Origin of the sequence: Thalassoglobus polymorphus (genome assembly GCF_007744255.1) — a bacterium.
GTDB classification, from domain to species: Bacteria; Planctomycetota; Planctomycetia; order Planctomycetales; family Planctomycetaceae; genus Thalassoglobus; species Thalassoglobus polymorphus.
In genome coordinates this window covers 1,348,477-1,373,968 of record NZ_CP036267.1, presented here as the reverse complement: position 1 = coordinate 1,373,968, position 25,492 = coordinate 1,348,477, and the positions used below count along the sequence as shown (strand labels likewise).

Genomic DNA, 25,492 nt, shown 5'->3' with positions numbered 1-25,492 from the left:
ACATTTCACCTCTGTGCAGGATGCCACTGACAGGTCATTGCAAGAGTTGCTCATGAAGTTCGTTCAGGGAGGACAAGAATGTGGCGGCTGAACAAATAACGACTGACGATCCGTGGACAGTGCGTCGAGTACTCGATTGGACAATCGGCTATTTGAAGGAAAACAATTGCGAGACCCCTCGCCTGGATGCCGAAATACTGCTGGCACACGCTCGCAGATGTCAACGAATTCAACTCTACACGCAGTACGACCAACCGCTTTCTGAGAACGAACGAACACTCATGCGGTCGTTAGTCAAACGTAGAGCAGCTGCCGAACCAGTCGCATACCTGGTCGGCCATCGTGAATTTTTCAGCCTCGAGTTTGAAGTCGCTCCTGATGTCTTCATTCCTCGCCCCGATACCGAAACGCTGGTCTCGCTCGCGCTCGACCTACTCAAGCCGTTGACGACTCCGCAGATTCTTGAACTCTGTACCGGGACAGGTTGCGTTCCGATTGCCATTGCGAAGAACCATTCGACAGTCTCCGTCACGACGGTTGAAAAGAATCCGGCGCCATTTTCTGTTGCTCAGCGAAACATCGAAAAGCATGCACTGACTGATCGGGTCAACCTCCTCCGAGGCGACCTCTTTGAGCCGATTGAACCTCAAAATCAGTTTGACATCGTGGTGAGTAATCCGCCTTATATTCCCAAAGCGGAGATTTTAACTCTCGACGCGGATGTTCGCAGCCACGAGCCACACGAAGCACTCGACGGCGGCGAAGACGGCTTCGACATTATCCGGCTGCTGGTTGACCAATCGCCGGATTACCTGAAAACGGGCGGCTGGCTGATGTTTGAGCTCAGTCCTGAACAGGCAGAGGCCGCATGTCAGCTCATGCGTGAGCGAGGGTATTCTGATGTCCGCAGTGAAGATGATCTGTCCGCACAGCCAAGAGTCGTGCTAGGATGCTGGCAAGGAAATTCACCCGAGAGATAAAGTCCTTCAGGGATTGGCGATTCGCCGCTTCACAGCAAAACAACATACTGATTCATAAAACATGGACGTTTTCAAAATTCAGGGCGGAAATTCGCTGTGCGGCACGGTTGCTGTGAGTGGATCGAAGAATGCGGCCTTGCCGATGATGGCAGCTGCGTTGCTGACTGACGGGAAAACAATTCTCAACAACGTCCCTGATCTCGTCGACGTGCGTACTCTTTCTTCTCTGCTGACTTCTCTGGGATGTGAGATTTCGAGACACGGAAGCGGGAGCCTCTCACTCGAAGTGGTTGACGAATCTCATTCAGAAGCCGACTACGAACTTGTCCGAAAAATGCGGGCCAGCGTCTGTGTCATGGGACCTCTACTGGCGCGACGCGGGCATGCTCGTGTCTCCCTCCCCGGTGGATGCAACATTGGACATCGACCGATTGATATCCACCTCCGTGGCTTCGCTGCATTGGGCGCGCAGGTCGACATTCATCAGGGGGATATCATTGTTCAGGCAACGCAGCTTCGTGGAGCCGAGATTGATCTCGCCGGGCCGAATGGAAGCACTGTGACCGGGACATGCAACCTGCTCACAGCTGCTGTTCTTGCACAAGGAAAATCGAGACTCACTTCAGCAGCCATGGAGCCCGAAGTTGTCGCCCTGGCGGACCTGCTCAATGAAATGGGCGCCAAGATCACTGGGCAAGGGACACCAACTCTTGAAGTTGAAGGTGTCTCGAAGTTAACCCCGACGACGCAGGCTGTCATTCCGGATCGAATCGAGGCGGCAACCCTGATGATTGCCAGTGCCTTAACTCGTGGTCAACTCACAATTCAAAACGTCAATCCTCAGCACTTGTCAGCAGTGACGGCAGTCTTGCAGGAGATGGGAGTTTCGATTTACGAATCGGGTCTCTCTCAACTAGAGATCGCTTGCGAACGGGAACTCGCGCCAGTGAACATCACCGCCCTGCCCTACCCCGGAATTCCGACCGATATTCAAGCTCAACTGACAGCCCTTCTGTGCACCCTTCCCGGGCGCAGCGTGATCCGAGACCAGGTTTTTCCAGATCGGTTCATGCACTGCGCCGAGCTGAACCGGATGAATGCAAAAATTCGTCAACAGGGAGATCGTGCTTTCATCACAGGTGTTGCTCAGCTTCAGGGAGCACATGTGATGGCGAGTGATTTACGTGCGAGTGCTGCACTTGTCTTAGCAGCTTTAGCGGCCCGAGACGAAACGGTCATCCATCGTATTTACCACCTCGACCGTGGCTATGAAGCTCTGGAAACCAAATTGAACTTCCTCGGCGCGAATGTCACACGGTGTCGTGAAGAAGATGTTCAACGTCGTACGCCGATTGAACGGCCGGACCTTCGTCGGTCAGCGTGATGAATTTTGCGACCGATTGAATTACATTGGACTCAGCATCTTTGTCCTGTTTAATCAGGAGTGCATCGAGCACCTTCGCGACTTCAGAACCTGCTCGCTGCGAGGAAGGATGTGAAGACCAATATTGGATTTGCTCATGGCGACTCGACGCACATTTCTGCAAACGATGACGGCCTCACTCTTCACTGGTGGGGTGGCTCCTGCGATTCTTGGAGCTGAAGATAAAGCTGGCGTAAAGCGCCCGGTGATCGGCGAAGGAGACTTCCAGTTCGAATGCCATCACAACTGGGGAAGCGTCCCAAAGCACATCTCCTGGAGAAATACACATGGCGTTGCCATTGATCGGGAAGGATTTGTCTACATCACTCATCAGGGTGATGTGAAGAGTCCCTGCGATACCGTCGTTGTTTTTGATCCCGAAGGAACATTTGTCCGTTCCTTCGGAAAAGAATTTGCCGGAGGCGGTCATGGGATCGATATTCGCAGGGAGAACGGAGAGGAGTATTTGTACTTGTCGGACATTTACAATCGACAGGTCATCAAGTGCGATCGACAGGGAGAATGGGTCTGGAAGAAACGCTACCCGCGTGACGCTCATCTCTATTCCAGCCTCGAAGGTTTTCGCCCCACAAACGTTTGTTTTGGACCAACGGGCGACCTCTATGTCGGAGATGGGTACGGTTCGCATCTGATCCATCAGTACAACAGTGATGGAAAATGGATACGCTCCTGGGGAGGAAATGGTGCACAAGCCGGGAAACTCAAAACACCCCATGGTCTGTGGCTGGATGCTCGCCCGGGACGTGAAGAGATGCTCGTCGTTGCCGACCGGGCCAATGCGCGGCTGCAATACTTTTCACTCGATGGGCAACCTGTCGAGATTCTTCAAGGTGTTCGTGACTCTGAAAAATCTGGGGAAACCACAACATTGAAAGACGAAGCGGGGCACGATGTGGCCGTCAAGAACATGGATGGTCTCAGCTTCCCGGCAGATATCGATACTTGGGAAGAGTTCATGGTTGTCCCGGACCTGCACTCCAAAGTCTTGCTCTTTGATACGGAAAACAACCTTCTCGCCAATTTAGGAGGAGATCCTGAATGGACTGAATACGTCCTCGATGGCATGCAGGTTCGAAAGCAACCTGACAAATGGAAGCCTGGGAAATTCGTCCACCCTCACGATGCCTGCTTTGACGAGGACGGAAATTTGATTGTCACGGAATGGGTGGAAGCTGGTCGAGTGACGAAGCTTGAGTGGTTATGAGAAAGCGTTTTTTCTTCAATTGACGCCGGAGACCTGAAGTCTCCGACGACTTTTACTCTTCCCACTGGGGCGTTCTCTTCTCCAGAAAGGCGGACATTCCTTCTTGTGCATCGTGCTGTAAAACGTTTTTGGTCATGACGTTGACTGCCTGATCGTATGCGTGCGATTCATCCATGTTCAGTTGAGCATAGAATTCCTGTTTCCCGATTGCCAAAGTTTGGCGACTCGAAGCAACAATCGCTGACGTATATTCTTTGACCGCATCATCCAGTTGATCGACAGGGACAACGGCATTCACCAATCCAGCAGCGAGTGCTTTCTCTGCCGAGATCGGCTTGCCGGTTAAGAGCATTTCCATCGCGATTTTCGGAGCAACGTTGCGAACCAACGGGACCATTGGCGTTGTGCAGAAGAGTCCAATCTTCACTCCTGGTGTTGCAAACTGTGCCTGGTCACTTGCGACGGCAAGATCGCAAGCAGCAACCAGTTGACACCCCGCAGCTGTGGCAAACCCTTGGACACGAGCGATGACCGGTTGTGGAAGATTTCGCACGAGTTGCATCACGCGAGCACAGGTGGAAAACAGTTTTTGATACTCCTCTTCTGAGCAACCTTGCATCTCTCCCAAGTCATGCCCTGATGAAAAGACCGGTCCGTCCGAAGCAATCACCACGACTCGAACTGAATGATCTTGTGCAATCTTCTGGAGCGATTCTTCAAGCTCTTGTAACAGCGACAGCGACAATGCGTGACGTCGTTGCGGGCGGTTCAGCCGGAGCGTTGTCACACCTTCGTTCGCTTCAACGATCAACTCGCTGATCTTTGCAGTCATTCCTATCCTCTTCTCGTTCGCATTCGCAGAGTTGATTTTCTTCGACGTTAATTGTGCAAGTTGACAGACCTACACGCTCCTACACGCTTTCCGAATTTGTGTCGATCTAATTCCGAAAGTAGATGCTTGAACTCCTGTTACAGGCTTTGGTCTTGCAGGAATTCGATCATTGCTCGGCAAAAATCTGGTAAGTCGCCTGGCTTGCGGCTGCTGATGAAGTGTCGATCAACAACAACGGGGGCATCTTCCCAAATCGCGCCGGCGTTCACGAGATCGTCTTTGATTCCGGGCGATCCAGTCACACGAACGCCTTGATAAACTTTCGCGGAGATCGGCATCCATCCGCCGTGACAAATCGCTGCGATCAATTTTTGTTGCGTATGAAACCCGTGGATCAGGCTGAGCACTTTCGGGTCTCGTCGCAGTTTGTCCGGCATAAACCCACCGGGACAAATCACCCCGTGAAAATCATCGATTTCCATGTCATCAATCCGAGCTTCAGACTCACACGGATACCCATTCTTCCCAGCGTACACGACGCCTTCTTTCTGACCAGCGATAGTGACATGTGCGCCAGCTTCTTCCAGTCGTAGCTTCGGGTACCACAGTTCAAGATCTTCGTAAATGTCACCGACAAAACAGAGGATCCGAGTTCCGTGAAGTGGGAGGCGAGCCATTGTCTTTTCCTTGTTAGAGAATTTCCAATAATTGTCGCGTCTGTGATGGCCACTCTCGTAACCTCACAGAATGCTAATGTTCGCCACGAGGCAGAACATATAGACGGATATTGGCTTTGCTCTATGTAAAACTCAACGAGTTGTGTTTCAAGTCTTCTCTGGAGGACTCAGAGGCGGAGTGTGATTGTTCCAAGTCGCGCAGTTCTGATCGTGTTTATCTTAGCTTGTTGTCTCCTCGCGTTATTGCCACGGAACTGTTCCGTACCGTTGAATCTCTGCTCTCAGGGCTGCACTCAGTTCATTAAAAATTTTGGGAGCTTTCTTTGAGAGATCATTCTTCTCTAGCGGATCGTTTTTAAGGTTGTAGAGTTCCAGCGGCTCGAACGGGCTGTTCTGGAGAAGTTTCCAATCTCCGCGGCGGACAGCCTCGATTGTTTTTCCGGCGTAACGAGCCCCACCTTCGCGACGACGAAAGAACCACAAATCTCGCAATTCTTCCTGCTCTTTCCCCAGGCAGGTCGGCAGAAAGCTCTTGCTGTCGAGGTTCAAGTTTTTGTCAAGTTCTACACCGGCTGCTTCGCATACTGTCGGAAAAATGTCCATTGTCAATCCTCGGAACTTACTTTTGGTTCCCGGTTGAATCTTTCCTGGCCAGCGGACTCCGCAAGGAACCTTCAAACCCCCTTCGTACATACTCTGCTTTCCGTCTCGAAGTGGGCCGTTGTTGGCTCCGACATTAATTTGCCCGCCATTGTCGGAGGTGAAGACCACGATCGTGTTCTCAGCTTGTCCTGTTTCTTTCAGGCAGACCAACACTTTCCCGATGCCCTCGTCCAGATGTTCGATGAGGGCGACCAGTTTCGCACGTTTGTCAGAAATCCCCTGTTCGCGAGCTTTAACCTTTTGAAACCACTCCTCCGGCGGCTGAATCGGAGTATGTGGGGCATTGTAAGCGAGATATAAAAAGAATGGCTCGGAGTCGTCTTTCTGTTCGCGTATGTATTCACAGGACCAGTCTGTAAAGAGATCGGTCGCGTGCCCTTCTGGATCGATTTCTTCCGTCCCCTGTCGCATGTAGTTGATTCCATGACGACGGTGGTTGTAGTAATCGTCCATCATGTCTCCAAGATACCCCTTGAAGAAATCAAAGCCGCGATCTGTCGGACGGTCAGGCGATTCCAAACCCAAATGCCATTTCCCGACACACGCTGTGTTGTACCCGTTCTTCTTTAAAACAGATGGAAGAAGAACCGCATCGTCAACAAGGTTCCCCCAGCTATTTTCTGGATGCGTCCGAATCACACCGGGAACGCCGACCATATCTTGATATCGACCACTCAAGAGAGCTGCACGCGTTGGCGAGCAAACCGGGCAATTGGCGTAAAATTCGGTGAAGGTCATCCCTTCAGCAAGAAGCTGATCTACGTGCGGCGACTTCAGGTCCTGAGCCCCATAGGAACTCAAATCCCCATAGCCCAGGTCATCAACGAGAATCACGAGCACGTTCGGTCGCTCGTCAGCTTGTGCAACCTGCAGGCAGGTTGCAACGCATAGAATTACAAGAATCTGTTTTAACATCGCTCAACTCAAACGAAGGTGGTGTTCTTAATTCTCTTCAGCTTTGGGATTGTTGCAGATCGCCCTGTGGTTTTGCACCGCATCGAAAAAAATTCATTCGTAGTTCCACAATGATTTTATGCTCGCTCGTTTCCTTTCAAATTGTTTCCCCCTAAACTTTCAGAAACGGATTGTCACTTTTCTGAAATGGTCGATCAATGAGTCACTACAGCCCAGCATACAGTATCACGATTCGTCTTCGTTATGGCGACTTACCTGGCGGACTTGGGAAGATTACGTCTGCGATTGGAGATGCAGGAGGCTCGATCGGAGCGATCGATATCGTCAGTAGCCTCGACGGGGCCATCATCCGCGACCTCACAGTTCAGGCAACGGATGTCGAGCATGGTGAGAAAATTGTCGAGAAAGTTCGTTCACTCGAGGGAGTCGAAATTTCAAATGTTTCGGACCGAACATTTCTCATGCATCTGGGAGGGAAGATTGAAGTCATCTCGCGAGTTCCCGTCAAAACACGCGACGATCTTTCAATGGCCTACACGCCGGGAGTTGCCCGGGTTTGTCAGGCAATCGCTGAGGATCCCGATGCGTCGTTCAATCTGACAATTCGTCGAAACACCGTCGCAGTAGTTAGCGATGGGACCGCTGTCCTGGGGCTTGGAAACATTGGTCCCCGAGCCGCAATGCCGGTGATGGAAGGAAAGGCACTTCTCTTCAAGGAGTTCGGAGGCGTTGATGCGTTTCCGATTTGTCTGGAAACGCAAGACGTTGAAGAGATCATCAATACTGTCAAATATCTTGCTCCGACATTTGGTGGCATCAACCTTGAAGATATCTCTTCACCGCGATGTGTTGAAATCGAAGATCGACTCAGAAAAGAACTTGAAATTCCCGTATTTCATGACGATCAACACGGGACCGCTATCGTTGTATTGGCAGCATTAAAGAATGCACTGAAAGTGGTCGACAAAGAAATTTCAGAGCTGAATGTCCTGATCAACGGGGCCGGCTCGGCTGGGGTGGCGATTGCGAAATTACTTCACTCTGTCGGAGTGAACAAGATGATCGTTTGTGACAGTAAAGGAGCGATCTCCAAAGAACGCACGAACGATTCGAACACGCTGAAAGCCTGGATTGCTCAAAATACCAACCCGGAAAACCAGACCGGAACGTTGTCCGAAGTCATTTCCGGGATTGACCTGTTCGTCGGAGTCTCGGTTGCTGGTGCGTTGAAAAAGGAAGATGTCGCTAAGATGTCGAACGACGCGATTGTCTTCGCGCTCGCGAATCCTGATCCTGAAATTCTACCAGAAGATGCCACTGAGAACGTCAAGGTGATGGCAACGGGGCGTTCAGACTATCCCAACCAAATCAACAACGTTCTCTGCTTCCCCGGACTGTTCCGCGGTCTTCTGGATGTTCGAGCCAGAGACATCAACGCAGAAATCAAGATCGCAGCAGCCGACGCCATCGCAGGTGTGATTGCAGATGACGAAGTTCATCCAGACTATGTGATCCCGTCTGTATTTGATCGTCGCGTGGCGACAGCCGTCGCTGAGCAAGTTGCTCTCGTTGCGACCGAAACTGGCGTCGCACGCAAGGGAAAACCTGCACAATAGAAGTGGTCGAGAACTTCACCAAACGTGGCTGAAAGCTTCGCCAGACACTTGGCCTGAAACGAAAATGGGGGGCAGTCCCATTATGGGAAGCCCCCCGAATTCGCAAATTTACTTAAGAAGCAGAAGCTTCTGCGTTGAAGAACAGCTCTACGATCTTGTTCTTATCGGCGGCGCTTTTGAGCAGCCTTCAGACCCTTTGCGATAATGTCCATTGCATCGGCTGCGGAGTAATCTTCGAGAGCATCGAAGAAACAGGCAAGCACTCTTTTTGTTTCGGCGGCGTTGATTTGCAACTTCGCTGTATCAGCCTTTCCAGCGACCGTGTCGTAAATCTCCGTCAACGATGGGCTCTTCTTGACAGCAGCTTTCTTCTTCGCCATCTGATTTTCCTTCCTCAAATGTTTAGAACTGGTCCTGAAACCTGATATTGCTCTCTCAAACGTTGAGACAAGCGGATCGGCTATTCCAGAGGTTTTCGGACTGGTTCTATAAAAACGAGTCAAACGGACTGTAGTTGTTCTTCACTGATGAGTTCAACATGAAGAATTCAGTTCGTTTCAATTCTTTTGAGAAAGGAATGATCAATGATTGATTGCCTCCCAGCGTGATTGACAAGATTCAGTGGTAAGTTTTGCTCACTGGTTCGTTCTCAGTGAGGATTCAATTATCGAAGCGGAGTCTCATAGCATTCTGTGAATTGGGGTTCGGGTTCTGCCTCGTGGCGAACAGCAATTTTACTGGCGAAACGCGTTCTTCGCGCGTACACAGTAATGCAAACTGCTCAGCCGGTTTGTTGTCCTCTTCAGTTTCACGTTACTATGAAACAGCAATATAAAATCGAATCAAAAGCCAGAGAAAAACCCGATGAACAAAAAACCAGAAGACGTTTTCGCTGTGCTGGTCGGCTCCTGGAGAGGGACTTGCAAGACTTGGTTTGAACCGGACGAGTTGGCGGATGAATCAGCGGTCGAAGGAAAATTTGAGCTTATTTACGGCGGTCCGTTCGTGCGCCATACATACATTGGAGAGATCGAAAAAAATCCGAGATCCGGCGAAGAGACTCTCGTCTTCAATAACGCTTCGAATAAATTTGAATCCGCTTGGTTAGACACTTTTCACATGAACTACGGAATCATGCGATCCGAGGGTGAAGCGACCGAATACGGATTTTCAGTCTTCGGAATTTACCACGTCGATCCGAAGCATCCACCTTGGGGATGGAAAACTGTATACGAGATCATCGATAACGATCATGTCACAATTACCGCATACAACGTCACTCCAAATGGTCAAGAAGCGAAAGCGGTCGAGACCGTTTACGAACGGATTTAAACCGCTTGCATTTGAGAGCATCTTCAATGAACGTCTTTCCGTGAAGGTCACCTTCATGAGTTCATAGATTGCTCACGATGAGGCAGAACGTACAAGACCAACATCGAATTTGCCCTGAGCCGTGTGGGATCAGTCTAGATCGAAGCTGGCTTTATCACTTCGCAAGTTCATTCCAGGCCCAGCGGAACAGGTTCCGAGTGTCGGTATAACGTGCATCCGAAGAGGTGGCTCCGAGGACGACGGTGATCAGCTTTTGATTGTCTCGCTCGCCGAATGAAACGAGGCAGGCTCCGGCTGGGCGAGTGGTTCCGGTTTTCATTCCGAGGTATCCGTCAATGTTGAGCAACCGGTTTGAATTCGTCCAGAGTTCATAACGAACGTATCCACTGGCTCCCTCGAGTCGTCCGATGTGCTTTCGTGTTTGCACATACGGAAGAAGCATCCCATCATCAGCGATGGCGGATGCAAGGCGAAACAAATCTTGAACAGTCGTCTTATGCTCTTTGTGTGAGAGCCCATGTGGATTGCGAAATTGAGTATTTTCCATTCCCAGTTTTTTCGCGACGCGATTCATCTCGGCAACAAATTTCACAAGTGGGTCTTCAGTCTCGGCATTCTCTTCCGGAGCCTCAAAACGGTTCCCTAAATGTTCTGCAAGAACAACGGAAGCGTCATTTCCAGACGGCAATAAGAGCCCGTAAAGTAGATCATGAACTGTGAGTTTCTCACCGGTCTGTACTTTGGCAGTTGAACCAGGAGTGTTGGCTGCGCGGCTGGTGACTGTCACGATTTCATCGAGAAGCGCCGGGTCTTTCCGGACTTGCTGAATCGTGATGTAAGCGGTCATTAATTTGGTGGTGCTTGCGTTTTCGAGTCGCCTTGTTGGATTCGCACTGCCAATGGTTTTTCCTGAATCGGGGTCACCTACGATCCAGGCTTTGCAGGTGACAAATGGGATTCCCTCCAGCGAATCCGATTCTGACTTCTTGCTCAGCTTCATATCGAAGTCGTCTGGATTTGTGATGACGAGATCGCTGGTGATGAGCGGTCCAAGTGCTTTCCAAACTGCGGCATCCGCGACTCCGCTTGCTTGCAGATCTTTTGATGATTGAAAGTCCATCACGGCTGACTTGGTCGATGGACCAAAATCGCCATCGACTGCTAAATCCGGAGAAGGAACCATCCGGTCGTTCAACGTTCTTTGGAGTGCTTCAACGAGCCAACCCGTTGCTCCTTCACGAAGTTCTTGTGGTGCTGTTTCGTCAGGAATCAAGTCTTTATTGAAATAGTCGAAGGCCCGCTTGGAGATGCTTGCCATCAACATGTCGGTTGTTTTTCCAGTGGACCAGGCGTCACGATTCCCTTTGGCGGTGAGGACGACGACAATAATCGGACCGCTCGGCGATTCAATAATTCCAGCGACCGTTCTCGCGGTGCTGATCGATCCGGTCTTCTGCGCAACGACTGTCCTCCTTGGAAGAAAAGGAGGGATGCGATCCCGGTTAATGCACTTCCGCATGTGCTCCAACATTTCCTTGTTGAATTTCTCGTTTGTGAACTCTGACTGACTGAGCTTCTCCAGAATGTTCATCGTTTCACGAGCTGTTGTGCTTCCCAATCCATATTTCTTGCTACGTTCAGGGAAGATGGTTGTCGTTGATCCGCGATAGACCTTCGAATGGATTTTCGTTTCGGGAAAGCCAAGCTCTTCCATCGTGTCTGAAACGGACTTGAGCCCGACCTGATCAATGACCAAATTTGTGGCTGTGTTGTCGGAATAGGCCATCATGAGCCGAATCGCATCTCGCAGAGAAAGTTGCATTCCGGGGCTGAAGTGAGTCGTCAAGACTCCTGAGCCAGGAACCTTGTCTTCCTTTTTCAGTGTAATCAGCGCTGCGAGGTCAAGCTTCCCTGCCTCAACTTGCCTGTAGGCTTCGATCATGACTGAAATTTTAATCAAGCTCGCTGTTGGCATGGCTTCATCGGCATTGATGAGAACCGTCTCACCACTTGGAATATGTTTGACAGCAACTCCAGCCTCACCTTCAAACGATTCCACCAAGCTGGTTAACGAATCTTTCAGAGGGTTTGACGCTTCATCTGGCTGAGCGACCACGAAAGCACTGTTCAGCGCCAAGAACGAAAACAGAACCGGGACGACAAAATTCCGCATGGGGAGAATGGACGGCATTGATGACCTGCTATGAATCAATTGGAATGGGAGTCATTTGATTTGACACGATTCAGTATGAAGAACAGATTGTTTTATTGCGACCGCGAGACGCTCGCAAGTCTGAGGTGCATAGAGACGAGAGTTGAATCGGAGTCAGATGAGAGACTGCACAGAGATGAATTTCTCAACAGAGATGGCGTTGTTGTAGCCTGGCTGATTGCAGTATAAATCGTACGGATCGATTCGCGTGGCTTCGCAGTCCAGCTACGCCGAAGCCTCAGCTGCTATATGGATCACTGATGCACCAACTTCATGAACGACGAAATTTAGCAATTCTGATCTCACAAGTCGTTCTATTGTCACTCTTCTTTTTGTCGTTGTTTTCAACTCAAACAACCTTTGCAGCTGACGCAAACAAAAGCCCTCGGTTTCGAGTTGAATCACCAAAGGTTCAATTGAATGGTCTTCCGATTCCGCGTCTACGGATCGTTGCTTTGACTAAAGATGGTGAAATCGACACAGCATTCAACCGACAGGCTGTGGTCAACGGAGTTCAACTGACCGAGGGAGGAAGTGAGCTTCCGCTACCGGAGTTTGAAGCTGGAGTTCTGGAAGTCCGAAGCAATCCTGAAAAAGATCAGCGACTCGTTCTCACCGGTTCCAGTATTTCAGTGGCAACGAATGAACAGGCTACGGCTATCATTTCGCCCGTCCAAACTCGTCCCGGTTGGGTCAGTCTGATTCCTCCCCTTGTTGCCATCATCCTGGCAATCTGGTGGCAGGAAGTGATTGGCGCACTGTTTCTCGCTTCACTCGCTGGCATGATGCTGCTCGCCACCAATCCATTTTCAGGCATGATTCAGGTCATCGATCCGCTCATTCTTTCGAACTTAGCAAGCCGCGGGAACATGCAGATCATTCTGTTCACGATGTTTCTGGGAGCCATGATCGGGATCATGTCCGGTAGCGGTGGGACGCAAGCACTGGTTGAGAGACTGACAGTTTATGTGAGAAATCGCCGGCATGGGCAACTCATGACCTGGCTGCTTGGCTTGATGATTTTCTTCGATGATTATGGCAACACGCTGTTAGTCGGCAGCACGATGCGGTCGATGATGGATCGATTGAAAATCTCTCGTGAAAAGCTGGCCTTTCTCGTCGATTCGACAGCTGCTCCGGTCGCGGGGCTGGCACTGGTTTCGACCTGGGTCGGTGTTGAACTTGGATATATGCGCACCGCCTATGAGAGTCTGGGACTCTCGACGGGTGAGATTTATCAAACGTTCATCGCGACGATTCCCTATCGGCTGTACCCGTTGCTGACACTGATCTTCGTCGGGCAAATTGCCTGGACGGGACGCGACTTTGGGCCAATGCTGAAAGCGGAGCAAGACCGACAACACGACAATGATGAATCGACTTCTTCTGTGAAGGGAGATTTCACAGATGGTTCGAAGCCGATGATTCGTCATGCTCTAATCCCGCTTGTGACGCTATGTGTCTGCCTGGGAATCGCACTCTATCATGATTTCGAAGAATCCAGCCGCGCTCTTTTACTTGCTTCGACGGGGGCCGTCTTCGCTGCGATTCTCAGTGTGGTCATTTCTCGATCGTGCTCACTTGGGGAGACGATGAAGATGGGAATTGATGGCATGCAGCAAATGTTGCCAGCAGTTGTCGTCCTGGTACTCGCCTGGTCGATCGGAACCGTTTGCAATCCAGAACACCTCAACACCGCCGGCTATCTGGTCGACTCTCTCGGCGATCATCTTTCTCCACGCTGGCTTCCATTGATCACATTTCTTCTGGCAGCTGCCGTTTCATTCGCCACGGGAACATCATATGGAACAATGGGACTGTTGATTCCGTTGGCGGTTTCGATTGAACTTCAACTCCTGCTTGGTCTTTCGATTCCGTTTGAAGAAATTGGCAATCACCCGCTGATGCTGGCAACGATTGGCTCGATTCTTGGTGGTGCAATTTTCGGTGACCACTGTTCGCCTATTTCAGATACGACCGTCCTTTCATCTGCAGCAACCGGATGCGATCACCTTTCACATGTCCGTACGCAACTTCCATATTCTCTCACCGTGGCAACGATTGCAATTTGCCTCGGTTACGTACCCATCGCATTGGGAATTTCCCCGTACATTTCCATCATCGCAGCAATCATTGTGCAGTGGCTGGTACTCAGAATCATCGGTCGTGAAGTCGAAGAAGCGAACAGTTTTGACAGATCGATCACTACGTCAGCTACTTGAAGTCCCCGGCGAAACCAGATTGGTTTACGAAAAACTGTACGACAGTTCTGTCCCTGAATTTCAATTCTGTTTCTTGCTGCCGTTCCATCGCGAGATTGTCCGTTACGAGACAGAACGCGAACATCGCCTCTCTTTGGCTGCAGCCCACAGGCTGTGCTATGTCAGGGGTTCATCGCTTCCTTCACACCTGGGATCAGTCGTTCAGCGTTTTCATGATAGATCTTTTTTAGAACTTCATCAGGTAATCCGATGCCATAAATGTTCCAAAGACCTTGCGGTGGAAATGGGTTGTCTTCATACGGAAAGTTTTCGTCGAAGGTTTCCAGAAAACGAAAATGGGGAATCAATTCAGACATCGGAGGGACGCCATCGGTCCCGAAGAGAATTCGATCAGGGTATTTGAGGAAGAATTTCCGAGCGGTGTAAGGTTGCCGGCCCAGCTCTGCAACGCGAGCTGAGATTTCGACATTCATGTTAGGATATCGATCCAGATACGTCCCCAACTTCGTCAAGTCTTCCGGGATGTCTGCCATGTGCGCACAGATAAATGATGTCTCTGGATGCTTGGCGATCACTCGATTTCGGCCATCAATCAATTCCTGATGACTCGGGAACTGCTCGCCATAAAAACTCCATTCGGGATGCCGATACAACTCTTCCCAGCGTTCGTTCCGCTCGTCAGTCGGGCTGAAAAAAGAAATGGGATCGGCACAATGCCACAACACCGGAATGTTAAGCTCAGCTGCCCGTTCCCAGACCGGATCGAATCGAGGATCGTCCGGCTTGATGAGGTTCCCATCAAGGTCTTTCAAGTAGAGACCAAGAGTTTTCAGCAGCTTCAATCCCTGTGCTCCCTGTCGAACTGCTTCGGTCAGCTTGTCCGCCATCCGCACCCCAAACCCCGGCTTGTGGACATCCCAAGTCTCCGGTTTATCCGGGGCTCCATCTCCGATGTAATCCATGCGGACAAAAACAATGAATCGATTCGGATGCCGTTTCGCAAGCAGCTGATAATGGTCCGCAAACTCCGGCCCCGCTTTGCCATCCAGGCTCACACTGACAGCGATGTTCGCAGCGTCCATCGTCTTCACCATTTCGTCGATCTCTTCAACGGAAAGCCTTCCTGGATGGGAATGGACGTTCACACAAGGGAATTTTGCCTGCTCAAGAATGTGTTCCTTGACTTTCAGAACCGGTGTCGGACGAAACTCATCGAGATAAATTCGTCGTGGACGTTCGGGGACTTCGTCTTGAGAAAATACACTGGTGGTCATCTGGAGAGAGAAGCATCCGACGAAGAGAAAGAAAGCGAAGGGCTTCTGCCATCGAAAGAATTTCAACATAGAGGTCATTTGAGCATCTTTTGAATTGGTGTTTAGGTTCCGCCTCGTGGCGAACAGCAATTTGATTGACGAAACTCGCTCTTCACGGGCACACGGTAGAGCAAACAGCTCTAATACCAGTTGTTCGTGGGTGAATAGGTCTGAATCACATATCGTCGCAACTGTAAGAGTATGACAAGAATGACGCCTTTGACCAGCACGAGCGGAGCTGACTGAACATACGCCTCACGAAAGTCTGTCAGCCCGAACAGCAGAAATGCCGCAGCATACACAATCTCCCAGCGAGTCTTCCCTCGTTGGAGATATCGTCGCGTCACAAGCACCGCAAAGACCATCCACGCCATCCCTTCGAACAGATTAAAGCTCCGGTAGATCTCTCCCCAGACCCCGACCGATTCAGGATCGTAGCCCCACCAGGGATCGGTCCAGATTGAATCCGAGACAATTTTGAAATCTCTTTGCATGCGAGATCGGTCTATCGGTCGTTTAATTTTATGGGGGGGGGGGAATCGAAACCTGCGAGAGCATCCTCAACGCTGACCTCGCTCGCGAACCTTACTTTCGCAATATTCTTGCCTGTTCACTACGAGCCTGTTCTCGCGATGAGTCTGTTCGCAATGATTAAGATTGGCTCTGCGTCAGTAACGTGTGATACGATGAAACCTTCAAAATCCGTTAAGCTTTCTCGGAATATTTCCAAAGAATCAAACATCACACCAGGAACAAAAATGACAAAACCCAACATGCAACCGTTCCCCAGAAAGCTCAAACGGTTCGGGAAAACATTGTTCTTGCTTTCGTTCCTGCTGGTCGTGTGCCAACGAGGGCTTGCTCAGGAGACTCAAGAGATCACTCTAGAGAAAACCTTGACCACGAAGCTGACGTATCAATGTTTCGTGACGACTCCGAAAGGTTACAAAGACGACACGGCACGTGAATGGCCAATGATTCTATTTTTGCACGGGGGTGGATCACCGAAGCCGGAAAAGCTGAAGAACTCAATGCGTTGGTTGACGGACTTACCGGCAATCGTCGTTGTCCCAATTTGTCCACCTTCAGAAGAGGGATGGCAATTTCAAAATTGGAACTGGAAGATGCTCGGAGAGCTGGTCCGCGAGATCGACAGGCAGTATCAAGTTGATCCCAAGATGCGTTCCGTCATTGGATTCAGTATGGGAGGATCAGCAGCTTGGGAACTTCCGTACCATGAGCCGAAACTTTTCTCAAAATCGGTCGTGATTGCAGGCCTGTGTCATCCGTGGTCACTACGCCACTTCCCCAAAATTCCGGTCTGGGACTTTGTGGGCGAGAAAGATTACATGCGGAAGGAACAGGAAGAGACAGTCAGTTCCGCTCGCAGATTTGGAGTCGATGTTGTTCAGACAACATGGAAAGACGCCGATCATGGCGGAATTTTCAAGAATGCCCAGTCCTATCAACGAATGCTTGACTGGCTTGTTTCCAATGAAGACCTGCGACGCGAAGAGGTTCTGGAATTAGGGCCTCCAATTCCACCGCCTGATAATCACAGTCTCAATCAACAGATTCCCCACGTTTCAGGTGACTTGAACTCTCACAGGAGTGCCTCTTTCATTGGAGTTCGCTTCACGATCTGTTTCCCAGATGAGAAATGATTTGGACTGGATGTTGCGGACCATCTTGGGAGCGCTATGATACTGAAAACTTCACGCTTTCAGAGAAGAGATCGAAAAGACCTGATATGGCTAAGCAAATTCTATTACTCGCTGGCGATTTCGTTGAAGATTACGAAATCATGGTCCCGTTCCAAATGCTGCAAATGCTGGGATACACCGTCCATGCTGTTTGCCCGGAGAAGCAGGCCGGTGAGCAGGTTCGCACCGCGATTCACGACTTTGAAGGCGATCAAACCTACAGCGAAAAACCGGGCCACAATTTCACAATCAATGCAACTTTCTCCGAAGTGAACGCCGCCGACTACGACGCACTTGTCGTCCCCGGTGGTCGAGCACCTGAGTATTTACGGCTCAATGAAAAGGTGTTGAGCATCGTTCAACACTTTGCCGAGACGAACAAACCGATTGCGGCGATTTGCCATGGGCTGCAAATTTTATCTGCAGCGGGCGTACTGTCTGGACGAACCTGCACAGCTTATCCAGCCTGTGGACCAGAAGTGACACTCGCTGGCGGAACCTACAAAGAGATTGACGTCGCTGCCGCCCACGTCGATGGCAACCTCGTCACCGCTCCAGCCTGGCCGGCTCACCCTGCATGGATTGCAGAGTTTGTCAAAGTCCTTGGTGCAAGAATCGAAATTGAGTAAAGCATTTGCAATGTTCGCCCCGTTGATGGAGATGACTGTCTCAACAACATCGACTCTTCACGATGAAGCAAAAGGCGGACACCAATTCGAAAAATGCTACAATTCAACTCACCCAGTAGAAACTGGCCCAATGATCGCATATTCAATGTCCCTTATCGATCTCAGCTGAACTGCGAAGATCGCTTCGCGTCATTCCAATTCCCAAATTCGGCGTTCGACAAATCTGGTCTGTTGAGCTGAGGCGTTGAAATTAATGAGTCAAAGAATGTCCAAAGAATCTATTTTCTGGTTGCGAGTCGGCGCTGCCATGGGTTTCCTCGCTGTCATTTTTGGAGCCTTCGCTGCTCACGGGTTGGAGGAACCATTAATCAAACTGTATGGAGACCAAACGAAAAAAGTGATGGGAGTCGAAATCCCCGCCACTCAAAAATATCTCGCCGACTTCAAAACCGGCGCGGAATACCAAATGTACCATGCACTTGCCATCATTGCACTGGCGTTGGTTCCGGTTTCCATTGAAGGGCGCAGCCGAGACATCGCCGGATGGTCATTCCTGTTGGGGATTCTTCTGTTCAGTGGAAGCCTGTATGTTTTGGTTCTCACCGGGCAAACGAAACTCGGCATGATCACCCCGCTGGGTGGAGTCTTCTTTCTGATTGGCTGGGTCGCCTTGGGCATCTCGGCTTTTCCTTCAAAGTCCCCCAACGAAGATTGACTCGACTGGCCTCCCTCTTCGGAATCCTTCGTGAAGAAGAGATTTCCGGAGTCTCTGAGAATTGAAATTCAGGGTTCCAGAGCAACTCTAACAATTCATCGAAAGACCAAAGCAATGCGCCAAAGCACGTTTCGTTTTCTGATTGCGATCGTTGGTTTGTTAAGTTGCCTGCTGACGCAAGCGAATCGGGCCTACGCTCAAAAGGTGAACGATCGCCCCGAGTTGCTCACATTTTACGTGATGGGTGATATTCCGTATGCTCCTCGCGAAAATGAAATCCTGACTCAACAGATCGCCGATCTCCCGGAAGATGGGGCATTCGTCGTCCATGTCGGGGACATCAAACGAGGGTTCATGCCCTGCTCTTCCGACATCTATGAAAGAGTCAGCGGAATACTTCAAACTTCTAAAGCACCACTCTTCATCATTCCAGGAGACAACGAGTGGAACGACTGCCTGATTCCGTCGGCAGCCTGGAATCACTGGGAGAAACACTTCATGCGGTTCGACCAGAACTGGCAACACAAGCTACCTGTTTTCCGTCAGTTGGTGCGTGAAGAGAACTTCGCTTTCACACAGGAAGGGATTCTGTTTCTGGGGATCAATCTAGTCGGAGGGCGCGTGCATGATGCTGAGGAATGGAAGTTGCGTCACCAACAAAATGCCGACTGGACAGCACAAAACATCGCCCGCTGTGGCGATGAACTGCGAGGGATCGTTCTTTTTGGACATGCCCTTCCCAAGCCGGTTCACGATGACTTTTTTAACCCATTTATTGAGCAAGCCAAAGCATTCGGCAAACCGGTTCTCTACATCCATGGCGACGGCCACAGATGGATCGACGACACTCCCTTTGATGCCAAAAACATTCAGCGAATCCAAGTCGATCAAGGGGGGATCGCCCCTCCTTTGAAAGTCACTATCACACGAAATCCAGAGCGACTCTTCCGCGTCGACCGCCGTCTTCCAACCGAGCCGAAAGCCCCGTAAATCGAAACACCAATAGAGCATCTTTCGAATTGGTATTTATGTTCTGACCCGTGGCGAGCAGTCTACGAAGTGATGTAAGAAGTGAGCTTCACAGGCACGTCAAGCATCGAAATTGCTCTCCTCTTTCCTTGAACTGCTCTTTTCGACAAACGGCTCCTCTTCGGTTGAGAATGGTTCTTGAATTTTGATTTGATGTTCAAGAACGTCGACTGTTGCGTCAGAGGCATCGCTATTCAACTGGCGCCGTTGTTGAACTCTTTGGCGAAGCACATCGTGCGCAGCTTCAAAATGACAAATCCTGAATGAGACCTTCTTCTCTTTGGCCAACTGCATGAATGGACGGCGCTGTTCCTGCTTGAGAAACGTCGCATCAACGATGACGGAGAAGCCAGCCTGAAGCGCATCCGTCGCCGCTGCGAGGAGTCGCTCTTCGGTCTTGGCATTGGCAGATTGCGAGTAGAGTCCCGTAGCGATTTCGTTGGATGAGCGGTCCAATGGATTCAAGCCAAACACTCGTTTTCGCTCAACATCGGAGCGGATACGAACGAACGCATCTTCACGAACCAGTGATTCGCTGCCCGTTGTTTTTCCACTTCCCGAGAGCCCACAGGTAATGGCCAGACTTGGAGTCTTCGCCTGTGTGTATTGGTGAGCCAGCTTGATGTAACTGTGGCACTCCTGCTTCAAGTCGTCACACTCTTCCGGAGAGAGATGACCTTGTTCCAGGCGAATCGCAGCCACTTTCGCTCGAACCATTGAGCGGTAGACCAGATAAAATGTCAAGATCCGCAACCCCGAATAGTCTCCTGTCTGTTCTAAGTAAGAGTTGAGAAAACTTCGGGCGAAGCCTGATCGCTGGTGGTCGTCCAGGTCCATGATGAGAAATGCGATTTCACTCATGACATCGATCTGGCGAAGCTGTTCGTTGAATTCGAGACAGTCAAACGGCGTCAGCCGTTCATTCCACCAAACGATGTTTCCTAAGTGGAGGTCTCCGTGGCAATCTCGGACAAATCCGTCTTGAGAACGTTGGCGGAAAATCCCGGAGTGGTCGTGGTATGTCGACGTCGTCCACGCCTGTATCTCATCCAGTGATTGGCGCATCCCATCGTCCCAGTCGACCTGATTGAGATGCCGGAAGTTCTCTAATGCAGGGTGATGGACTGTCGAATCAGGATCGGTCCCCTTGATGGGTGCCAATCCTGCTTGATGATGAAATTGTGCGAGAGATTCTGCAAAGTCGTTGAACTCAACATGTGTCAAACGACCACTTTTGAGCATTTCATTGCCCTGCTCCGCTTGAGAAAATTGATGCATCCGCACTGCATATTCAACCGTTTGGCCTCCCTCTTCTTCAGTCACTTTCAATTGTGTCCCAAACTGCTTGATGGAAACAACGTCGAGATACAGGTCTTTCGAGAACCGTCGATTCAGCCGCAATTCCTCTTCGCAGAAGTGCTGACGCTGTGACAGTGTGGAAAAGTCAAGAAATCCAAGCTCGACAGGTTTCTTGACTTTGTAGGCGTATTTGCCAGTTAGCAAAATCCAGGAAATATGCGTTTCCAAAAGCTCGATTTTCTCAACGGGGTGAGGGTACGCATCACCAGACATGAGAGATTTGACCAGTGGTGGATGATTGTTCGAATCTGTCACTTTCGGACCTCCTGTTTCCTTCTGTAGCATTATTTGAATGAGAGCAGTTTGAATGAGAGCAGTTTGCTCCACCATGTCCCCGTGAAGAACGCGTTTCACCTGCGAAATTGCTGTTCTCCACGAGGCAGGACGCAGACACCAACTCGAAATACTTGAGTGATCGCGGGTTACCCTGGAAGGTGAGCAAGCGAACTGGCCAATACTGGATCATTGTGAGCCCATCTTCGTTGCGGTCAGAAGATCGCCCCCCTCATAGTCCGTTGTGCGAATGACATGCCGTCACCATCACCGCTGGCTGCAACGAGCCTATGGTCACAATCCAGCGAAAGCCCCACTTTCTCTCTGAATCACAGCTTCGAATGTTTCATTGCTCAAAAGCATGAAGCGCAGCGAACGCACATGTGCGTTATCGCACACCAGGAAATAGCAATTGAGTGGCAGCTGTTAGCTGTTATGGAGAATTCTTGGTCAACATCACATGTAAATTCCTTCCGAGACATTCACGACGGACGTTGAAGTCAAGATTTGGCACGCCACATGCTTATTCAGTATTGAGTCTGGATTTCCTCGTTGTGCTCCGAGGCGACTGGTAACTCTTGTTCTGCAAATCATGTGAATTCTGGACTTGCAGAGCGAGGAGAACTGTCTCCCGGTCACTTTTTGGACTTCACTTGTTAGAACCCACCACATGAAGCAGGTTCTGGGTGGCTCTTGAAAGGAAGTGGAACGGAATACGTTTTTCAAGAACCAGTCCGAAAACTACTTGAATGTTCGCTTTCATCAACGTTCGAGCGAGCAATTTCAAGTATCAGGATCAGTTCAAGTATTTCACAGACTGGGAAAGATTCAGCGGCATTCATAACATGGACGCCGCTGCTTGCCCGAGCACTTGAGAGTGACTGCTCGATGAAGATGTTGCGTCGCGACAAAGGAGCGTTCTCCACAAGCTTGTGCTGTGATCTTCAAACTCGTCAGAGCACTCCTCGCCACCTTGAGAAATACGTCATAACTTCGAATTGAATTGCAGATGTCTATAGCGAATGAAATGAATCTGTTAATTGTTGAAGACGACGACAATTTTCGCGAGATGGCAGTCGCCTGGATGAGGCGGAAAGGTCACCGGGTTGAAGAAGCCGCCAATGCACAAGAGGCTTTGAAGCTGTTTGAGGAAAAGTATTTTCAGGTCGCGATTTTTGATATGAACATGCCGGGGATTTCTGGTCTGGAATTGCTTCAGCGAGTCAAATCGGACGGAGTGGAAACTCAGATACTGATTCTCACCGGGCAAGCGACAGTTGAGAACGCTGTCGCTGCGATGAAGATGGGTGCGTGTGATTACCTGACCAAACCTTTCCCCCTCGCTGATCTGGAACATCGCTGTCGTCTGGCCCATGACCTTTGGTCATTGCAGAAAGAAAACCGCCAACTCAAGGAGGTGATCGCGCGTGGCCGCCCCGAGAAATTGATGATTGGCGAGTCCAAGCCGATGCAGGATGTCATACGCCTCATTGAGCGTGTCGGGCCGACGGACAAAGCGGTCTTGATTCAGGGTGAAAGCGGGACCGGCAAGGAACTCGCAGCTCAGGCCATTCATCATGCGAGTGAAGTACGGGCTGAAAAGCCGCTCGTGACCATCAACTGTGCGGCTCTCCCGGAGCAATTGGTTGAAAGTGAACTCTTTGGCCACGAGAAAGGCGCCTTCACCGGAGCCACCACAACGAAGAGCGGTTTGTTTGAAGTCGCAGATGGTGGAACACTGTTCATCGATGAAATAGGTGAACTGCCGTTAAGCTTGCAACCGAAACTCTTGCGAGTACTGGAAGATGGTTCCTTCAGGCGAGTGGGCTCTCACCAGGAGCGTCGAGTGAGTGTCCGGATCATTGCTGCAACGAATCGCGATTTATCAGAGGAAGTCGCAGATGGGAACTTTCGCGAGGATTTGTATTACCGCATCAATGTCATGTCGCTCGTGCTTCCGCCGTTACGTAAACGAGGGAAAGATATCAATTTGCTGATCGACCACTTCTTGAATTCAGACTGGTCAATCGCTGAGGATGCTCTCGAATTGATGCAGAATTATTCCTGGCCGGGCAACGTGCGGCAACTGATCAACGCGCTCGAACGGGCTACGATTCTGGCGGAAGAAAACCTCATCACAATCGAGGACCTTCCATTGGAAGTTGTCGAGTCGACTGACTCTGGAGAGATTTTGAAACGCTCGGAAAATGTTCGACGGCTTGATCTGATTGAACGGGCTCACATTATCGAAGTCTTAAAAGAGGAACAGGGCAACAAAGCTCGAGCGTCTCGAACATTAGGGATTCATCGTCGTAAACTTTACCGGCTTCTGGAACGGTTCGAGATCGACGAGACGAGCTATCGGGACTGAGCCCCAGACTCTGAGATTCCACCAGAACAACACGCAATCAAACCCATCTTTTCAGCGTGACCGGTAAACTGAGCCAACATTGTCGGCGAAATGGTTGGTGAAACCGAAGTGACTCATCGGCACTTGTGGGACTTCAATACTTCTGAGCAGGTGTGCGGTTCCAACTCAGTGTGTGCGAACTCGCACAGTTCCTCGATGCGCCTATAAATAAGATGCGCTGCAAACACTCGGTTTATGTCGGTGAGAAACGTCGGCACACGTTTTGCCTGATTCGAGGTCGTTCGACCGATATGGCGCGCGAAACATTCAAAAAAACAGGCGTTTTGCCTGAGGAGATTACGATGAGAGTTTTACTCGCCACTGACGGTTCAGAGGCATCCAAAGACGCTCAGTGGTTGCTGGCCAGAATCCCCTTCACCAGCCCTTTGGAGTTGACGATTGCCTACGTAAATGTCATCCCTTCACTCACTCATCTCAAACGGGAATTCCCTTCGCATGTGGCAGGGATTCTGGAGCAATACCAGTCTGACGGAGAAGCCTTGCTGGCTGAGGAAGTCTCTCGATTCGAAGGGATTCGCGGGACTGTGGAAGGTTGCCTGAAAGAAGGCCACCCCTCTGAAACGTTGATCGACCTTGCTGAGGAAAAAAACGCCGAGCTGATCATCGTTGGAGCACGCGGTCAGTCTGCCACACAACAGTTTCTCATGGGAAGCACATCCGCAGCGATTGCGAAACATGCAGACTGTTCAGTTCTGGTCACTCGTCCTTCCGAGAAAGTGAAGGCGTCACATCGGACGTTTCGAATTGTCGTGGCGGTTGACGGGTCGGACGTTTCACAAAATGGAGTTGAAATGCTGGCAGGGATTCCCTGGGGAGAGAATGTCGACATTCTCGTTGTGAGCATATTGCAAAATGAGAGCCACTTGGGGACTTGGGATACCGAGTTGCGCCGGGCCATTGATGGGAAAGAAAAGGCAGCGCGAGAAAGAATAGTCCAATCTGCCGTTGCTCAGCTTCGCAAAGCGACATCCCGAGTTGCAGGTGAGGTAGTACGTGCGAATTCCGTAACTGAGGAATTGCTCGACACAATCGAGCGGGTTGATGCAGATTTGGTTGTGCTGGGACATCGAGGGCTAAGTCGCATCAAGCGATTTTTTATCGGAAGCACATGCGAAAGAATTCTTCGCCATGCCAAATGCTCTGTTTGGGTTCATAAAGATTCAGAATAACCATTTTCATGACGTGACGTTTGACCTGGGAGGTCTGCAATGGTGAACTTGAAACGAATTCTTCTGGCAACGGACTTCAGCGAGTGCAGCGAACATGCACTCAGTTATGCATGTGGTTTTGCTGAAGTCTTCGACGCAGATTTACATTTGCTAACTGTCTTTGAACCGCCCGCTGCAGCGTATGCTGAATTCGGAATTGGGTACGATGGTGTTGAATCTGTTGAAAAAGAGCTGGTCGCAGAAGCGGCGAGAAAGCTTCACACCTATCCGGAAAGCACTTGGCGTAAGAAGCTCAATTTGACACGGAGTGTCCGCACGGGAAGACCCTTCGTCGAGATCGTTCGTTACGCGAAAGAACATGATATCGACCTCATCGTCATGGGGACCCACGGACGAGGTGCCATCGTACAGATGTTTATGGGCAGCACTGCAGAACGAGTCGTTCGCAAAGCTCCCTGCCCTGTCATGACGATTCACCCGGAAGATCATGAATTCGTCATGCCCTAGCTCCTCAACCCGTTGATGATGAAAGTGTCATGAGAGAGCCGATTGATCCAGCAAACCGAAGATTTTTTAATGATTGAGATTTTTCCGTTGAGTTTTGATGAGATCAAAGCCAACTCGAATTCAGCAGCAGACTCATTCGTCTCGCTGAACTGAATCAGAATCGATTCCCTTTTGCAACGTGGCGTATGAGATTTTCGTTTCGTTGCCCCGTGAACCGGGTTACTATTGAATTGAGCTTGTCAATTACCAATTGATCCCGGTTTGTAA

The 25,492-nt window shown here is 50.3% G+C and carries 21 protein-coding genes; 13 read left to right on the top strand and 8 right to left on the bottom strand.

Annotated features, from left to right (window positions below):
- The first annotated feature begins 80 nt into the window (after nt 1-80).
- The 3 genes from prmC to Mal48_RS05080 all read left to right on the top strand — a co-directional run bounded on the left by prmC (nt 81) and on the right by Mal48_RS05080 (nt 3,628).
- Nucleotides 81-980, top strand: coding sequence for a peptide chain release factor N(5)-glutamine methyltransferase (gene prmC / locus Mal48_RS05090; RefSeq protein WP_145196768.1), 900 nt, complete (start codon nt 81-83; stop codon nt 978-980).
- Nucleotides 981-1,041: 61 nt separating this feature from the next.
- On the top strand, nt 1,042-2,364 hold the full coding sequence (gene murA / locus Mal48_RS05085; RefSeq protein ID WP_145196766.1) for a UDP-N-acetylglucosamine 1-carboxyvinyltransferase: 1,323 nt from the start codon (nt 1,042-1,044) through the stop codon (nt 2,362-2,364).
- 136 nt (nt 2,365-2,500) lie between these two features.
- The gene (locus Mal48_RS05080; protein ID WP_145196764.1) at nt 2,501-3,628 is read left to right on the top strand and encodes an NHL repeat-containing protein; all 1,128 of its coding nucleotides are present in this window, start codon (nt 2,501-2,503) and stop codon (nt 3,626-3,628) included.
- Between the two features lie 52 nt (nt 3,629-3,680).
- On the opposite strand, the gene Mal48_RS05075 is transcribed toward Mal48_RS05080, so the two are convergent.
- From Mal48_RS05075 to Mal48_RS05065, 3 genes are all read right to left on the bottom strand, one after another.
- The gene (locus Mal48_RS05075) at nt 3,681-4,460 is read right to left on the bottom strand and encodes an enoyl-CoA hydratase (RefSeq protein ID WP_145196762.1); all 780 of its coding nucleotides are present in this window, start codon (nt 4,458-4,460) and stop codon (nt 3,681-3,683) included.
- A gap of 137 nt (nt 4,461-4,597) precedes the next feature.
- The gene (locus tag Mal48_RS05070; RefSeq protein WP_145196760.1) at nt 4,598-5,137 is read right to left on the bottom strand and encodes a type 1 glutamine amidotransferase domain-containing protein; all 540 of its coding nucleotides are present in this window, start codon (nt 5,135-5,137) and stop codon (nt 4,598-4,600) included.
- A gap of 240 nt (nt 5,138-5,377) precedes the next feature.
- Nucleotides 5,378-6,715: a sulfatase family protein gene (locus Mal48_RS05065; protein WP_145196758.1), complete on the bottom strand. Its 1,338-nt coding sequence runs from the start codon at nt 6,713-6,715 to the stop codon at nt 5,378-5,380.
- 197 nt (nt 6,716-6,912) lie between these two features.
- On the opposite strand from Mal48_RS05065, the gene Mal48_RS05060 reads away from it, so the two are divergent.
- Nucleotides 6,913-8,331, top strand: a complete 1,419-nt coding sequence (locus tag Mal48_RS05060) for an NAD-dependent malic enzyme (RefSeq protein WP_145196756.1) — start codon at nt 6,913-6,915, stop codon at nt 8,329-8,331.
- Nucleotides 8,332-8,492: 161 nt separating this feature from the next.
- On the opposite strand, the gene Mal48_RS05055 is transcribed toward Mal48_RS05060, so the two are convergent.
- A complete protein-coding gene (locus tag Mal48_RS05055) occupies nt 8,493-8,711 on the bottom strand; it encodes a hypothetical protein (RefSeq protein ID WP_145196754.1) in 219 nt (72 codons plus the stop codon).
- A gap of 484 nt (nt 8,712-9,195) precedes the next feature.
- On the opposite strand from Mal48_RS05055, the gene Mal48_RS05050 reads away from it, so the two are divergent.
- The gene (locus Mal48_RS05050) at nt 9,196-9,663 is read left to right on the top strand and encodes a DUF1579 domain-containing protein (protein ID WP_145196752.1); all 468 of its coding nucleotides are present in this window, start codon (nt 9,196-9,198) and stop codon (nt 9,661-9,663) included.
- Nucleotides 9,664-9,817: 154 nt separating this feature from the next.
- Here the strand turns inward: Mal48_RS05050 and Mal48_RS05045 are convergent, their stop codons facing one another.
- The gene (locus tag Mal48_RS05045) at nt 9,818-11,854 is read right to left on the bottom strand and encodes a serine hydrolase (RefSeq protein WP_145196750.1); all 2,037 of its coding nucleotides are present in this window, start codon (nt 11,852-11,854) and stop codon (nt 9,818-9,820) included.
- Between the two features lie 281 nt (nt 11,855-12,135).
- On the opposite strand from Mal48_RS05045, the gene Mal48_RS05040 reads away from it, so the two are divergent.
- Complete coding sequence (locus Mal48_RS05040; RefSeq protein WP_145196748.1) at nt 12,136-14,097, top strand: Na+/H+ antiporter NhaC family protein; 1,962 nt, start codon at nt 12,136-12,138, stop codon at nt 14,095-14,097.
- A 161-nt stretch (nt 14,098-14,258) separates the two neighbouring features.
- Here the strand turns inward: Mal48_RS05040 and Mal48_RS05035 are convergent, their stop codons facing one another.
- Both Mal48_RS05035 and Mal48_RS05030 read right to left on the bottom strand, forming a co-directional pair.
- The gene (locus Mal48_RS05035; protein WP_197442067.1) at nt 14,259-15,371 is read right to left on the bottom strand and encodes an amidohydrolase family protein; all 1,113 of its coding nucleotides are present in this window, start codon (nt 15,369-15,371) and stop codon (nt 14,259-14,261) included.
- Between the two features lie 179 nt (nt 15,372-15,550).
- Nucleotides 15,551-15,904: a hypothetical protein gene (locus tag Mal48_RS05030; RefSeq protein ID WP_145196744.1), complete on the bottom strand. Its 354-nt coding sequence runs from the start codon at nt 15,902-15,904 to the stop codon at nt 15,551-15,553.
- 264 nt (nt 15,905-16,168) lie between these two features.
- On the opposite strand from Mal48_RS05030, the gene Mal48_RS05025 reads away from it, so the two are divergent.
- The 4 genes from Mal48_RS05025 (at nt 16,169) to Mal48_RS05010 (ending at nt 19,447) form a co-directional block, all read left to right on the top strand.
- Entirely contained in the window at nt 16,169-17,074 is a 906-nt protein-coding gene (locus Mal48_RS05025) for a carboxylesterase family protein (protein ID WP_197442066.1), read from the top strand.
- A gap of 86 nt (nt 17,075-17,160) precedes the next feature.
- Nucleotides 17,161-17,742, top strand: coding sequence for a DJ-1/PfpI family protein (locus Mal48_RS05020; protein WP_145196740.1), 582 nt, complete (start codon nt 17,161-17,163; stop codon nt 17,740-17,742).
- A 265-nt stretch (nt 17,743-18,007) separates the two neighbouring features.
- On the top strand, nt 18,008-18,457 hold the full coding sequence (locus Mal48_RS05015; RefSeq protein WP_145196738.1) for a DUF423 domain-containing protein: 450 nt from the start codon (nt 18,008-18,010) through the stop codon (nt 18,455-18,457).
- A gap of 114 nt (nt 18,458-18,571) precedes the next feature.
- A complete protein-coding gene (locus Mal48_RS05010; protein ID WP_145196736.1) occupies nt 18,572-19,447 on the top strand; it encodes a hypothetical protein in 876 nt (291 codons plus the stop codon).
- A 99-nt stretch (nt 19,448-19,546) separates the two neighbouring features.
- Here Mal48_RS05010 and Mal48_RS05005 read toward each other — a convergent pair whose 3' ends face one another.
- Complete coding sequence (locus Mal48_RS05005) at nt 19,547-21,100, bottom strand: bifunctional aminoglycoside phosphotransferase/ATP-binding protein (protein ID WP_197442065.1); 1,554 nt, start codon at nt 21,098-21,100, stop codon at nt 19,547-19,549.
- Nucleotides 21,101-22,127: 1,027 nt separating this feature from the next.
- Here Mal48_RS05005 and Mal48_RS05000 point away from each other — a divergent pair.
- From Mal48_RS05000 to Mal48_RS04990, 3 genes are all read left to right on the top strand, one after another.
- On the top strand, nt 22,128-23,489 hold the full coding sequence (locus Mal48_RS05000) for a sigma-54-dependent transcriptional regulator (protein ID WP_145196732.1): 1,362 nt from the start codon (nt 22,128-22,130) through the stop codon (nt 23,487-23,489).
- A gap of 341 nt (nt 23,490-23,830) precedes the next feature.
- Nucleotides 23,831-24,718 (top strand): universal stress protein, encoded by an 888-nt coding sequence (locus Mal48_RS04995; RefSeq protein ID WP_197442064.1) that lies wholly within the window; start codon nt 23,831-23,833, stop codon nt 24,716-24,718.
- Nucleotides 24,719-24,757: 39 nt separating this feature from the next.
- Entirely contained in the window at nt 24,758-25,225 is a 468-nt protein-coding gene (locus tag Mal48_RS04990) for a universal stress protein (RefSeq protein WP_145196728.1), read from the top strand.
- The last annotated feature ends 267 nt before the right edge of the window (nt 25,226-25,492 follow it).

Coding starts and splice junctions, on each gene's coding strand:
- Mal48_RS05070 (WP_145196760.1), bottom strand. CDS start 5,137: ATGGCTCGCCTCCCACTTCACGGAACTCGGATCCTCTGTTTTGTCGGT.
- Mal48_RS05075 (WP_145196762.1), bottom strand. CDS start 4,460: ATGACTGCAAAGATCAGCGAGTTGATCGTTGAAGCGAACGAAGGTGTG.
- Mal48_RS05015 (WP_145196738.1), top strand. CDS start 18,008: ATGTCCAAAGAATCTATTTTCTGGTTGCGAGTCGGCGCTGCCATGGGT.
- Mal48_RS05050 (WP_145196752.1), top strand. CDS start 9,196: ATGAACAAAAAACCAGAAGACGTTTTCGCTGTGCTGGTCGGCTCCTGG.
- Mal48_RS05040 (WP_145196748.1), top strand. CDS start 12,136: ATGCACCAACTTCATGAACGACGAAATTTAGCAATTCTGATCTCACAA.
- Mal48_RS05045 (WP_145196750.1), bottom strand. CDS start 11,854: ATGCCGTCCATTCTCCCCATGCGGAATTTTGTCGTCCCGGTTCTGTTT.
- murA (WP_145196766.1), top strand. CDS start 1,042: ATGGACGTTTTCAAAATTCAGGGCGGAAATTCGCTGTGCGGCACGGTT.
- Mal48_RS04990 (WP_145196728.1), top strand. CDS start 24,758: ATGGTGAACTTGAAACGAATTCTTCTGGCAACGGACTTCAGCGAGTGC.
- Mal48_RS05000 (WP_145196732.1), top strand. CDS start 22,128: ATGTCTATAGCGAATGAAATGAATCTGTTAATTGTTGAAGACGACGAC.
- Mal48_RS05060 (WP_145196756.1), top strand. CDS start 6,913: ATGAGTCACTACAGCCCAGCATACAGTATCACGATTCGTCTTCGTTAT.
- Mal48_RS05010 (WP_145196736.1), top strand. CDS start 18,572: ATGCGCCAAAGCACGTTTCGTTTTCTGATTGCGATCGTTGGTTTGTTA.
- Mal48_RS05080 (WP_145196764.1), top strand. CDS start 2,501: ATGGCGACTCGACGCACATTTCTGCAAACGATGACGGCCTCACTCTTC.
- Mal48_RS05035 (WP_197442067.1), bottom strand. CDS start 15,371: ATGACCACCAGTGTATTTTCTCAAGACGAAGTCCCCGAACGTCCACGA.
- Mal48_RS04995 (WP_197442064.1), top strand. CDS start 23,831: ATGAGAGTTTTACTCGCCACTGACGGTTCAGAGGCATCCAAAGACGCT.
- Mal48_RS05065 (WP_145196758.1), bottom strand. CDS start 6,715: ATGTTAAAACAGATTCTTGTAATTCTATGCGTTGCAACCTGCCTGCAG.
- Mal48_RS05030 (WP_145196744.1), bottom strand. CDS start 15,904: ATGCAAAGAGATTTCAAAATTGTCTCGGATTCAATCTGGACCGATCCC.
- Mal48_RS05025 (WP_197442066.1), top strand. CDS start 16,169: ATGACAAAACCCAACATGCAACCGTTCCCCAGAAAGCTCAAACGGTTC.
- Mal48_RS05055 (WP_145196754.1), bottom strand. CDS start 8,711: ATGGCGAAGAAGAAAGCTGCTGTCAAGAAGAGCCCATCGTTGACGGAG.
- Mal48_RS05020 (WP_145196740.1), top strand. CDS start 17,161: ATGGCTAAGCAAATTCTATTACTCGCTGGCGATTTCGTTGAAGATTAC.